16 protein-coding genes are annotated in these 11,879 nt (G+C 61.3%); 8 read left to right on the top strand and 8 right to left on the bottom strand.

Annotation, left to right across the window (positions count from 1 at the left end):
* Positions 1-4: 4 nt before the first annotated feature.
* Positions 5-982, top strand: coding sequence for a response regulator (locus tag A3722_RS06355; RefSeq protein ID WP_067629334.1), 978 nt, complete (start codon positions 5-7; stop codon positions 980-982).
* 51 nt (positions 983-1,033) lie between these two features.
* Here A3722_RS06355 and A3722_RS06360 read toward each other — a convergent pair whose 3' ends face one another.
* Positions 1,034-1,399 (bottom strand): hypothetical protein, encoded by a 366-nt coding sequence (locus A3722_RS06360; protein ID WP_082849372.1) that lies wholly within the window; start codon positions 1,397-1,399, stop codon positions 1,034-1,036.
* A 1-nt stretch (position 1,400) separates the two neighbouring features.
* Positions 1,401-1,640, bottom strand: a complete 240-nt coding sequence (locus tag A3722_RS06365) for an Lrp/AsnC family transcriptional regulator (protein WP_007120503.1) — start codon at positions 1,638-1,640, stop codon at positions 1,401-1,403.
* Positions 1,641-1,799: 159 nt separating this feature from the next.
* Between A3722_RS06365 and hisB the strand changes: the two genes are divergently transcribed.
* Both hisB and hisH read left to right on the top strand, forming a co-directional pair.
* Positions 1,800-2,387 carry an imidazoleglycerol-phosphate dehydratase HisB gene (hisB, locus tag A3722_RS06370; protein WP_067629332.1) on the top strand — a complete coding sequence of 196 codons (588 nt, stop codon included), beginning with the start codon at positions 1,800-1,802 and terminating at the stop codon, positions 2,385-2,387.
* Positions 2,388-2,391: 4 nt separating this feature from the next.
* Positions 2,392-3,030 carry an imidazole glycerol phosphate synthase subunit HisH gene (hisH, locus tag A3722_RS06375; protein ID WP_067629330.1) on the top strand — a complete coding sequence of 213 codons (639 nt, stop codon included), beginning with the start codon at positions 2,392-2,394 and terminating at the stop codon, positions 3,028-3,030.
* 180 nt (positions 3,031-3,210) lie between these two features.
* On the opposite strand, the gene A3722_RS06380 is transcribed toward hisH, so the two are convergent.
* Positions 3,211-3,600, bottom strand: coding sequence for a DUF2147 domain-containing protein (locus A3722_RS06380; RefSeq protein WP_067629328.1), 390 nt, complete (start codon positions 3,598-3,600; stop codon positions 3,211-3,213).
* Positions 3,601-3,729: 129 nt separating this feature from the next.
* Here A3722_RS06380 and hisA point away from each other — a divergent pair, with 129 nt between their 5' ends.
* Genes hisA through A3722_RS06395 form a run of 3 tightly spaced genes read left to right on the top strand, consistent with a single transcriptional unit; the run spans position 3,730 to position 5,519 of the window.
* The gene (gene hisA / locus A3722_RS06385) at positions 3,730-4,449 is read left to right on the top strand and encodes a 1-(5-phosphoribosyl)-5-[(5-phosphoribosylamino)methylideneamino]imidazole-4-carboxamide isomerase (protein WP_067629326.1); all 720 of its coding nucleotides are present in this window, start codon (positions 3,730-3,732) and stop codon (positions 4,447-4,449) included.
* Between the two features lie 3 nt (positions 4,450-4,452).
* On the top strand, positions 4,453-5,214 hold the full coding sequence (gene hisF, locus A3722_RS06390) for an imidazole glycerol phosphate synthase subunit HisF (RefSeq protein ID WP_067265192.1): 762 nt from the start codon (positions 4,453-4,455) through the stop codon (positions 5,212-5,214).
* A complete protein-coding gene (locus A3722_RS06395) occupies positions 5,211-5,519 on the top strand; it encodes a phosphoribosyl-ATP diphosphatase (RefSeq protein ID WP_067629324.1) in 309 nt (102 codons plus the stop codon). The genes hisF and A3722_RS06395 overlap by 4 nt, the downstream gene beginning before the upstream one ends.
* Here the strand turns inward: A3722_RS06395 and A3722_RS06400 are convergent, their stop codons facing one another.
* Positions 5,520-5,933 carry a CoA-binding protein gene (locus A3722_RS06400; RefSeq protein WP_067629322.1) on the bottom strand — a complete coding sequence of 138 codons (414 nt, stop codon included), beginning with the start codon at positions 5,931-5,933 and terminating at the stop codon, positions 5,520-5,522. It abuts the gene before it with no gap.
* 172 nt (positions 5,934-6,105) lie between these two features.
* Between A3722_RS06400 and A3722_RS06405 the strand changes: the two genes are divergently transcribed.
* On the top strand, positions 6,106-7,380 hold the full coding sequence (locus tag A3722_RS06405; protein ID WP_416153212.1) for an acyl-CoA dehydrogenase family protein: 1,275 nt from the start codon (positions 6,106-6,108) through the stop codon (positions 7,378-7,380).
* A gap of 1 nt (position 7,381) precedes the next feature.
* Positions 7,382-8,158, top strand: a complete 777-nt coding sequence (locus A3722_RS06410; protein WP_067629320.1) for an SDR family NAD(P)-dependent oxidoreductase — start codon at positions 7,382-7,384, stop codon at positions 8,156-8,158.
* Positions 8,159-8,208: 50 nt separating this feature from the next.
* Here A3722_RS06410 and A3722_RS06415 read toward each other — a convergent pair whose 3' ends face one another.
* The 4 genes from A3722_RS06415 to A3722_RS06430 form a co-directional block, all read right to left on the bottom strand.
* Positions 8,209-9,084, bottom strand: a complete 876-nt coding sequence (locus A3722_RS06415) for an acyl-CoA thioesterase (protein ID WP_067629318.1) — start codon at positions 9,082-9,084, stop codon at positions 8,209-8,211.
* An 84-nt stretch (positions 9,085-9,168) separates the two neighbouring features.
* On the bottom strand, positions 9,169-10,203 hold the full coding sequence (locus A3722_RS06420) for a phosphotransferase family protein (RefSeq protein WP_067629316.1): 1,035 nt from the start codon (positions 10,201-10,203) through the stop codon (positions 9,169-9,171).
* The gene (locus A3722_RS06425) at positions 10,200-11,192 is read right to left on the bottom strand and encodes an NAD(P)H-dependent flavin oxidoreductase (RefSeq protein ID WP_067629314.1); all 993 of its coding nucleotides are present in this window, start codon (positions 11,190-11,192) and stop codon (positions 10,200-10,202) included. Before A3722_RS06425 ends, A3722_RS06420 begins: the two co-directional genes overlap by 4 nt.
* Before the next feature lie 30 nt (positions 11,193-11,222).
* On the bottom strand, positions 11,223-11,879 hold a 657-nt coding region (locus tag A3722_RS06430; protein WP_067916006.1), incomplete at its 5' end, for an SDR family oxidoreductase.

The following is an 11,879-nucleotide window of genomic DNA, read 5'->3' on the forward strand; positions in this document are numbered from 1 at the left end:
AAAAATGAAAATTCTTGCCGTCGACGATGACCCTTTTATCCGCGAATTGCTGCCCGTCGTTTTCCGCGAAGCTGATTATCCCTATCTGACACTGGCCGATTCCGGCGCTGCCGCTTTGGAACTGCTCGAAACCACCAAAGACCATTTTGATTGCCTGCTCTTGGATATCGAAATGCCCGAAATGGACGGCATCACCCTATGCCGCCGCATCCGCACGCTGGAGGCTTATCAAGACACGCCGATCTTGATGGTGACCTCGCGCGCCGACGCGACCGCGATCGAAAGCGCTTTTGCCGCTGGGGCCAACGACTATGTGACCAAACCATTTGATGTAAAAGACATTGCAACCCGCGTGCATATCGCCGAGCGGATGTTGGAAAACACCCAGCGTGCCCCGCGCCTTGACCCGCATCATCTGAAAGAAGCCGGAGAGCCCGGCGCCCATGATTTCGCACTGGCCGATCCTGTGCATATCAACGGGGTCGAGCAGTTGGTGCTCCCCTTCTCCTTGGGCAATTACCTGTCGCAATTGTCGCGCCAGCACCTTGATATCTGCCAGGTTTTCGCCGTGAAGATCGAACATATCGATGAGCTTTACGCGACCTGCAACACCCGCGAATTCGCCCGCGCCGTTACCTCTGCCGCCCAAGCGATCGCGCGTGTGGTCGATTGCCCGCAACTGCTGATGACCCACAATGGGTCTGGCACGCTGCTGTGCATCGTGACAGGCGACAGCTTGCCCGCATGGCCCGAGATCGAAGTGCTCATTCAAGGCGAGCTTGACGGGATGGACCTGCGCTATGACGACAACAGCCCACTATCGGTAATGCTGTCTGTGGGCGGCCCGATCCAGCCCAACGCCAGCCGCACCCAGCGGGTCAGAAAGACATTCGACCGCGCCATTCGCCGTGTGACGATGCGCCAGAAGGTGAAACTCGACACCTCCCCGACCGAGAAACCCTCCGTCTCTGCCGCGCATTGAGCCAAGGCGGATGCCCCATGAAAGACCCGCCTCACCGGCGGGTTTTTGCATTCAGTTGATGGGGAATTGCACCAGACAACGCTCGGCGATGCGGCGGTAATCTTCCAATGTGTCCGGCACGCTGCGCCGGTCGCGCATTACCTCCATCGCTGCACGTTTCTGGGCCCAACTGCCCTCAACATGTCGGTCAAGGATGCGCACGGTGACGCCCAGCATCACGTTTTTCTCCCCCTCCCCGATCAGCTCCGCCGAAGAAAGCGCCATCGCCGTCAGGGCCAGCGTGTTGGCGCAGCGCAAAGCGGCGGCCTCGCGCCCCTCATAGATACGTGTGCCCGCTGTCGCTATGCCGGGATGGGCCAGCGCGCCAAAGGACAAAGCAAAAACCGTAACCGCAGTTAGAGAGAACCTGCGCGGCACCTCAAAAGACCTTGAAGGTCATCGTGGTCAAGGACCGCTCAATGCCTTCGATGTCCAACAGGTTGTCGTTGATGTAGACGCCCACATCCTCCCCCTTGGGGATATAAAGCTTCATCAGCAGGTCATATTCACCAGAGGTGGAATAAAGCTCGGAATGAATTTCGCGCAGGGCGATTTCCTCGGCAACACGATAGGTCGTGCCCGGTCGGCAGCGGATCTGGATGAATACGCAGGTGGTCATGTCGCGCCTCTTTCTGGGATTTGGTTCAAGCTGACATATGGACCCTGCCCCCGCAATCCCCGATCGCGCCCATGCAGGCTAAAGGTGCTTCACTGCTTGGGCTTGGCGTGGCGGCATGCCCTGCTATAAGGGCGCAGCAATTGCCTTCGGAGATGCCCTATGCGTCGCAGCACCCTGACCCGCACCACCGCCGAAACCGACATCACGGTCGAGATCAATCTCGACGGCAGTGGCCGCTATGACAATGAGACCGGCGTGGGTTTCTTTGACCATATGCTCGACCAATTGTCGCGCCACTCGCTGATCGATATCACGGTGCGCGCCAAAGGCGATCTGCACATCGATGATCACCACACGGTCGAAGACGTAGGCATCACGCTGGGCCAAGCACTGACCCAAGCGCTCGGCGACAAACGCGGCATCCGCCGCTACGGGTCTTGCCTATTGGCGATGGACGACGCGCAAATCCGCTGCGCGCTCGACCTCTCTGCGCGGCCCTTCCTGATCTGGAACGTGGATTTCCCCACCAGCAGCATCGGCACATTCGACACCGAACTGGTGCGTGAGTTCTTCCAAGCACTCAGCACCCACGGCGGCATCACCCTGCATGTCGACGCGCTGCACGGGTTCAACAGCCACCATATCGCCGAAGCGGCCTTTAAATCGGTCGCCCGCGCCCTGCGCGAGGCGGTCGAAACCGACCCGCGCAAAGCGGATGCCATCCCCTCGACCAAGGGCGCCTTGTAAGCCAATGCTGACAGTAATCATCGACTACGAATCCGGAAATCTACACTCGGCCCACAAAGCCTTTGAGCGTATGGCCCGCGAAAACGACGCAGGCGAAGTCACCGTGACGTCAGACGCCGAGGTCGTCGCCCGCGCCGACCGTCTGGTGCTGCCCGGCGATGGCGCCTTCCCGGCTTGTATGGCAGCGCTGAAAGGCGCCGGTGGCCTCTATGAAGCCATGGTCGAAGCGGTTGAGGAAAAGGGGCGCCCTTTCCTTGGCATCTGTGTCGGCATGCAGCTGATGGCCAGCATGGGCCGCGAATACAAAGACACCCCGGGATTGGGTTGGATCGGCGGAGAGGTGACCCAGATCACCCCCGCGAACCCGAAACTTAAAGTCCCTCACATGGGCTGGAACGACTTGGTGATCGATCATGACCATGCGGTCTTCGACGGGCTGCACACCGGTGATCACACCTATTTCGTGCACAGCTACCACATGGCTGTAGCAAACCCTGCCGAACGGCTGGCCCATGTCGATTACGGCGGCGAGGTCACGGCGATTATTGGCCGCGATACGATGCTGGGCATGCAGTTCCACCCTGAAAAAAGCCAAACCACCGGCCTGCGGCTGATCTCGAACTTTTTGAACTGGACGCCTTAACCAGCGCCGCGCCTGTCGAAGCGTCGGACGGTATTTAAGAAAGGATGAAGTTGAAGAAAGACCCTCTTCAACTTCATCCTTTTACAAATACCTCTGCGCTGCGCTTGCCTTCCGCAAAACGCAAAGAAGGCGCGGAGATCGTTCCTCGCGCCTTCTGACTTTCGTATCGAGGTAACGGCGTTACTTAAGGCGCGCCCAGGTCTGTTTCGAACAAATCAGCCCGCCCGCGACGCAGCCCGAAAGTTTGAGCGATTTGCCCGAGACGTCCATCTTGCCGATATAGATTTTGCCGTTCGACGGGCGCCATACTTTACCGGCGTATTTGCCGCCGCCCTGGGGCTTCATATCGATAACGAGCGTTTTGCCGATATTGGGCGATTTATACTCACCGCTGTCGTTGAACGTGCGCGCGATAGTGCCGCAGATCGCCCCGCCGCAGGGGGCCATTTTCACATGGGCGTAAGCGCCGTCATCCACCTGCGTTTGCCATGTACCGACTGCCGGATCCGCCGCATGGGCGGCACCGGTCAGGCCAAGGCCCAGAAGGGCCACTGCAAAAAACTGTTTCATGATCTCTCCTCCCGATCTGGGTTTAGTGTTAGACACAACTTTCTTTCGGGCAAGACTGACCTAGGGTCGCGTTGCAAAATCCTTGGCGACGTGCAAAAGGAAACCAACGTTCAGAACAAGGGCCCGGCCATGATCCTCTACCCCGCTATTGATCTCAAAGACGGTCAGGCCGTGCGCCTCGTGCATGGCGATATGGACCGCGCTACCGTTTTCAACGACGATCCTGCCGCGCAGGCGTTGAGTTTCGTCGAGGCGGGCTGCGAATGGCTGCATCTGGTTGATCTTAATGGCGCCTTTGCCGGAACGCCGGTGAACGCCGCCCCGGTCGAGGCGATTTTGAAGGCCTGCAAGGTGCCCGCGCAGTTGGGCGGTGGCATTCGCGATATGGCGACGATCGAAAGCTGGCTGGATAAGGGCTTGGCGCGGGTCATTCTGGGCACCGTTGCTGTAGAGAACCCTGAACTGGTCCGCGAGGCAGCCGCCGCCTTCCCCGGTCATGTTGCCGTGGGAATCGATGCACGGGGCGGCCGGGTTGCAACCAAGGGCTGGGCGACGGAGACCGATGTCATGGCCACCGATCTCGCGAAATCCTTTGAGGACGCGGGCGTGGCCGCGATTATCTATACCGATATCATGCGCGATGGCGCGATGGGCGGGCCGAATGTCGAGGCGACGGCCGATCTGGCGCGCGCCGTCTCGATCCCGGTGATCGCCTCGGGAGGGGTCTCGTCGCTCGAAGATCTGGCCGCACTGCGCGGCACCGGGGTGATCGAGGGCGCGATTTCGGGTCGGGCGCTTTATGACGGCGCCATCGATTTGACCGAAGCCATGAAGATGTTGAAGGGCTGAGCCATGCTAAAGACCCGCATCATCCCCTGTCTCGACGTGGCCGATGGGCGCGTCGTCAAGGGCGTGAACTTTGTCGGCCTGCGGGATGCGGGCGATCCGGTGGATGCCGCCATTGCCTATGATGCGGCTGGGGCGGATGAGCTCTGTTTCCTTGATATCCACGCCACCCATGAAAACCGCGGCACGATGTTCGATCTGGTCACTCGCACGGCGGAGCATTGCTATATCCCGCTGACCGTGGGCGGTGGTGTGCGAACCGTGGCGGATGTGCGGGCCTTGCTGCTGGCGGGGGCCGACAAGGTCAGTTTCAACTCCGCCGCTGTGGCGAACCCGGATGTGATCGCCGAAGCGGCGGATCATTTTGGCAGCCAATGCATCGTCTGCGCGATTGACGCCAAGACCGTAAGCCCCGGCAAATGGGAGATTTTCACCCATGGCGGTCGCAAGCCCACGGGCATCGATGCGGTCGAATTCGCCCGCACCGTGGCCGCCAAGGGCGCGGGGGAGATTCTCCTGACCTCGATGGACCGTGATGGCACCAAACAGGGGTTTAACCTGCCGCTGACCCGCGCCATTTCCGATGCCGTGTCGGTGCCGGTGATCGCCTCCGGCGGGGTCGGCAATTTGGATCATCTCGTGGACGGGGTGATCGAAGGCGGTGCCTCGGCGGTGCTGGCAGCCTCGATCTTTCACTTTGGCGAATATACCGTGCAGGAGGCCAAGCAGCATATGGCCGCAGCAGGCATTCCAATGAGGCTTTCATGACGCTTGATGATCTTTACGCCACCATTCTGAGCCGCAAAAGCGCTGATCCCTCAAGCAGTTGGACGGCGCAATTGCTGGCCAAAGGGCCTGAAAAATGCGCCGAGAAGTTTGGCGAAGAAGCGGTTGAGGCGATCATTGAGGCGGTGAAGAACGATCCGAGGGGGCTTACCTCGGAAGCAGCGGATGTGCTATATCACCTACTCGTCATGCTGGCAGCGCGGGATGTGCCGCTGAGTGATGTGCTGGATGAACTGGCGCGCCGCCAGTCGACCTCGGGCATCGCTGAGAAGGCCGCGCGCAAGTAATCACCCGAGCAGACGCGGGATTTCCACCTTGGGGCAGCGGTCTTGGATCACATCCACGCCACGCGCTTCGGCCTTGGCCGCTGCTACGGCATTGGTGATCCCCATCTGCATCCAAATCGTTTCCAGATCGGGAAAGGCCGCGAGCGCCTCATCGACGACGGGGGGCACATCCTCGGAGCGGCGGAAGATGTCGACCATTTGCACCGGCGGGTCGATCTCAGCCAGAGTGGCGACGATGGTCTTGCCAAAGACCTCTTTGCCAGCATGCATGGGGTTGACCGGCACCACGTCATAGCCCTTTTGCTGAAGATATTCAGCGACATAGTGGCTGGGCCGCGCCGGGTTCGGAGAGACGCCAACCACCGCGATGCGGCGGGTGCGGGTGAGAACGTCTTTGATCAATGCATCTGTCATATCCTGAACTTAAACGCCTGCGCGCGGGTTTCAACGCCATAATGACGCGGCGTAAAGCGTGGTGCCCCTGCCCGTGATTGGCAAGCTAGCAGCGATTGCATAGGCTCCCCCCAAAGGGCCGCCTTTGGAGGAACCGGGCGGCACCGCGAACCATCATCACCGGGAGCATAGGATGATCGATCAGACCTTGGACATGAACAATCTCGAAATGTCAGAAAAGGCCAAGCCGCTTTTGGCGGCTGTTACCAAGCACATCCGCGAGAATGTCGATCCGATCACCGAGGAGTTTTTTCGCCTTGGCGAAGGCCGCGCCGACCGTTGGTCCTATGCGCCGGGTCAATTGGAATTGCTTGATGGGGCCAAGCAAAAGGCGCGAGAAGCGGGGTTGTGGAACTTCTTCCTGCCCAATGCGGAAACCGGCGAAGGGCTGGCAAATCTTGATTACGCCTATATCGCCGCTGAACTGGGCAAAAGCCCCCTGGCCCCAGAAACACTGAACTGCTCGGCGCCCGATACCGGCAATATGGAGGTGCTGGAGCGTGTCGGCACGCCGGAGCAAAAGGAGCGATGGCTGAAGCCCCTGCTCGCGGGCGAAATCCGTTCGGCCTTTGCGATGACGGAGCCTGATGTCGCCTCTTCGGACGCGCGCAATATCTCTACCAGCGCGGTGTTGGATGGCGACGATTGGGTAATCAACGGCGAGAAATTCTATATCTCCGGTGCGGGCGATCCACGCTGTAAGATCATGATCGTCATGGTGAAAACCTCGCCCGAGGCTGAAACCTTCCGCCAGCAGAGCCAGATCCTCGTGCCGATGGACACGCCGGGGGTGGAGATTCTTGGCCCGATGCATGTCTTTGGCCATGACGACGCGCCGCATGGGCATATGCATATCCGGTTCACCGATGTGCGCGTACCGCGTGAAAACGTGCTTTGGGGCGAAGGCCGCGGGTTCGAGATCAGTCAGGTGCGGCTTGGGCCGGGGCGGATTCATCACTGCATGCGCTCCATCGGGTCGGCGGAAAAGGCGCTGGATCTGATGATTGAACGCGGGCTGGGGCGTGAGGCCTTTGGTAAGAAAATCATCGACCTTGGTAAGAACATGGAGACCATCAGCCGCGCGCGGATCGACATCGAAGCGATGCGGCTAATGGTGTTGAAGGCGGCCAAAGCGATGGATGTGCTGGGCAACAAAGAGGCCCGCATCTGGGTCAGCATGATTAAGGCGCTGGTGCCAGAAAAAGCCTGTGAGATCATTGACGCCTCGATGCAGGTGCATGGCGCCACGGGGATGAGCCAGTGGAGCCCTCTGTCGGGCATGTACACGTGGCAGCGCGCACTGCGCTTTGCCGATGGGCCGGATGAGGTGCACCATCAGGTCATCGCGCGGGCCGAGGTGAAGGCGTTTCAGGCGTCGAACACGCGCGGCTCTGACGGCGACAGCTGATATGGAACTCGCGGGGCGCGTCATCGTCATCACCGGGGCGGCCAGCGGCATCGGGCGGGCCATGGCCCTGCGCTTTGCCAAGGAAGCGCCAGCGCACCTGGTCTGTGTGGATATCGACGGCCCGGGGGCCGAGGCGACGGCGGCCGAGGTTGGCGGCACGGGCTCTCGCGTCGATGTTGCACACGAGGCCGAGATCGCCCAACTGATCGAAACCGTCGAGCGTGACATTGGGCCGATTGATCTATTCTGCTCCAACGCTGGCATCTCGGTCGAGGGCGGGGTCGAGGTGCCGGATGCCGATTGGCAGCGCATCTGGGAGATCAACGTGATGAGCCATGTGCGCGCCGCGCGGCATCTGGTGCCGCTGATGCGCGCGCGGGGCGGAGGCTATTTGCTTAACACTGCTTCGGCAGCGGGTCTGCTCAATCAGGTCGGGGCCGCGCCTTACGGGGTGACGAAACACGCCGCCGTTGGCCTCGCTGAATGGTTGGCGATGACCTATGGCGATGATGGGATCAAGGTTTCCGTGCTTTGCCCCCAGGCGGTGCGGACCGAAATGATGCGCGGGCTGGAGGATCATGTCGCCGCGATCGACGGCATGCTTGAGCCGGAACCCGTGGCCGACGCCTGCGTGCAGGCGATCCGCGATGAGGTGTTTCTGGTGCTGCCGCATCCACAGGTACGCGACTATATCCGAGGCAAGGCGCAGGATTATGACCGCTGGATCGGCGGGATGCGCAGGCTAAACCGGCGGTTCGGGGGGCCGAACGACGGCTAGAAAATGCCTGTCCGGCGGCACAGCGGGCATAGCCCCTCAGGGGGCTGCCTTTAACCTTCGCCTTTTGGACGTATCGGGCGCAGCAGCCCCTCTTGCGCTACGCTCGCCACCAACTGCCCGTTCTGATTGTAAATCATCCCGCGATTAAATCCCCGCGCCCCGCCGGTAAACGGCGCATCCAGCGCGTAAAGGTGCCATTCGTCAAAGCGGATCGGCGCGTGGAACCACATGGCGTGATCCAGACTTGCCGTCATCACCTTGCCCTGAAACCACGTGAGCCCATGGGGCCGCAGCGACGAGCCCAGCAGATTCATATCAGAGGCATAGGCCAAAAGCGCGTGCTGCATGACCGGGTTCTGGCCTTCGGCGGCGGCCATGCGGAACCACAGATAGTTGCGGTCGTCGACCTTTTCGGGCGTCATGAAATCGCGCGGCTCGACCTCCCGGATCTCGATGGGTCGCTCGCGCAGAAAGTCCCCGCGATATTTTTCGGGCAGTTTCTCGGCAAACGCCTCGCGCAACTCAGGTCGGTCCGGCCAGTTTTCGGGGGCGGAGACCTGCGGCATCTCATGCTGCCAGTCAAACCCCTCCTCCTCCACCTGAAAAGACGCCGACAGGTTCAGGATCTGCTTGCCATGCTGGATCGCCACCACCCGCCGGGTCGTAAAACTGCCCCCATCCCGGGCGCGGTCGACCTGATAGATCACCGGAATCTTCGGGTCCCCGGGCCGGATGAAATAGGCATGAAGCGAATGGCACGCGCGCTCGGGCACCGTGCGATATGCGGCCATCAATGCCTGCGCGATGACATGGCCCCCAAAGATCCGCATCGAGGTCTCGCCCCCCGCGCCCGTGCCGCGAAACAGATCGACCTCAAGCTGTTCGATATCCAACAGATCAAGCAATTGCCGCGCAGCATTGGTCATGAGTCATCCTTTCAGGCCGGGTCTCACGGCCCTAGCAACAGGTTTTCGCCCCAAAGCTCAAGCACCAAAATGCCCGCCGCCCGGTCAGCGGTCGCGATCCAGCGCCTCTAACCCGTGGCGCGCAAAAACCGGGACATATTGCCCTAATTTCAGCCCATATTCGGGGTTTGAGGCATTGCCCTCCAACGCCCGCTTCAGCACGCCTTGGATGATGGCGGCCATGCGGAAAAAGCAAAAGGCGAGGTAATAGCCGAAGTTGTCGATCCCCTTTAGGCCGCGCCTGCGGCAATAGGCGGCGATAAACTCCGCATCCGTCGGTAGACCAAGCGCCTTGCGGTCCACCCCGGCCAAGCCGCGCCCCTCGGCCCCCACGGGCATCTGCCATTGCATGATGACTGCGGCGAGATCGGCAAAGGGGTGACCGATTGTGGAAAGCTCCCAATCCAAAACCGCGCGGCAGGCGGTGCCATGGGTATCAAAGATCATGTTGTCGATGCGGTAGTCCCCGTGCACCAACGTGCGCTGCCCGTCATCTTCGGGCAACTCGGCACTCAAGCGCTGCATCAGCGCATCCATATCGGGCTGTGGCTCTGTCTCAGACGCGCGGTACTGCTTTGACCAGCGCCCCACCTGCCGCTCAAAATAGTTCCCCGGCGGGCCATAGTCCGACAGGCCAACCGCGTCGATATCGACCTCATGCAAGGCGGCCAACACGCCGTTCATCTCATCCACGACCGCGCCGCGCTCCGCCGGGGTGAGTTCCGGCAGGGTCGGATCGTTGAAATTGCGGCCCGGAACATGGTCCATGACATAGAACATCGAGCCGATGACGCTCTCATCCTCACAGAGCAGATGCATCCGCGCGACCGGCACCTGACTGTCGGCCAGCGCCCTTTGCACCCGAAACTCACGGTCCACCGCATGGGCGGATTTCAACAGCGTTCCCGGGGGCTTGCGGCGCAGAACATAGTCATGCGCAGGGGTCGAGAGCAGGAAGGTGGGGTTCGATTGGCCCGCCTGAAACTTGGTCACTTCAAGCGGCCCGGCAAAGCCCGGCAGGTTTGCTTCCAACCAGTGGCAGACAGCCGCCTCGTCCAAGGTTTGCGTATCCGTGCTCATTGCGCAAACTCCGCGGCCAACCGGGCCCCAGCGGTGCGGTATTCGGTCTCGATCCGGTCCACCAGTTCAGCCACCCCGCCGATTTGCTTGACCGCGCCAATGCCCTGCCCCGCGCCCCAAATTTCCTTCCACGCTTTGGGCTTGGAGGAGCCGGAGCCGAAGTTCATCGAAGATGCATCCGCCGATGGCAGGTTGTCCGGGTCCATCCCCGCCGCCTCAATCGAAGGTCGCAGGTAGTTGCCCGACACCCCGGTGAAGAGCGAAGAGGTCACGATGTCATCCGCGCCGCCAGCGACGATCATGTCTTTGTAACCCGGCACGGCGTTGGCCTCTCGCGTGGCGATAAAGGCCGACCCCATATAGCCCAAATCCGCCCCCATGGCACGCGCGGCCAAGAGCCCCTCGCCCGTGGCCAAAGCCCCAGAGAGCAGTACCGGGCCATCGAACCATTCGCGAATTTCGCGGATCAACGCAAAGGGAGACTGTGGCCCCGCGTGCCCCCCGGCCCCGGCGGCCACGGCGATCAGCCCATCGGCGCCCTTCTCAATCGCCTTCCGGGCAAAGCGGTTGTTAATGATGTCATGCAGCACCACGCCGCCACAGGAATGCGCGGCCTCATTCACCTCCACCCGCGCGCCGAGTGAGGTGATCCAGATCGGCACCCGATGCTTTACGCAAATCTCAAGGTCGCGCTCCAACCGGCTGTTGGAGCGGTGCACGATCTGGTTCACCGCAAAAGGCGCCGCAGGCCGGTCCGGGTTCTCTTGATTGTGCTTGTCCAAAGCCTCGGTGATCTGGGTCAACCACGTATCGAGCAGCGGCGGCTCGCCCTCGGCCTCGCGGGCATTCAATGCCGGGAAAGAGCCGACGATCCCGGCCTTACACTGTGCGATGACCAACTCAGGCCCCGAAAGGATGAACATCGGCGAGGCGACCAGCGGCAGGCGCAGCCCGCGCAGGGCTTGGGGTAGATGGCTGTCGTCACGCATGGGCGGTCTCCGTCTGAGTTTTCGTATGTGTCATGACAATGCTCTTTCAAAAATATTGGGGCCTGACATCACGTTGATGCCGCCGCTGACCGGGATCACCGCACCGGTGACATAAGCCCCGCCGCGCCCGCAGAGGAACAGCATGCAGCCTGCGATATCTTCATCGCGGCCGACACGCCCAAGCGGGACATCTTTGCCCACGGCTTCGCGCGTGGTCTCATCTTGTGTGGCGAAGGCCGTCATACGCGAGACAAACGGCCCCGGCGCCAGCGCGTTCACTGTGATCCCCTCCCCGGCCAGTTCCTTAGCGAGGATTTTACTCAGGTGGATCACCGCCGCTTTGGAGGCGGCGTAGCTATAGGCTCCGTCGCCCATCTCGCGCTCGCCCATGACCGAGCCCACGTTTACGACCCGTGCCGGATCATCCGCCGTGGCCCCGGCCCGTAACAGAGGCAGCAGCTTTTGCGTCAAATCGAAAAGGCCGGCAACATTGACGCCCATGACCTTATCCCATGCCCGGAAGGGGAATTGCCCCAGCGGCGCGCCCCATGTCACGCCCGCGTTGTTCATGAGAATATGCAGCCGGTCGCCGCGCGCCTGAACCTCGGCCACGAGCGCGTCAACGCCCTCTTCGCTGCCGACATCCCCTGCGAAACCTTCGGCACTGCCCCGGGCGCCTAGCGCATT

It is taken from the genome of Sulfitobacter sp. HI0027 (assembly GCF_001634775.1).
Taxonomy (GTDB): domain Bacteria; phylum Pseudomonadota; class Alphaproteobacteria; order Rhodobacterales; family Rhodobacteraceae; genus Sulfitobacter.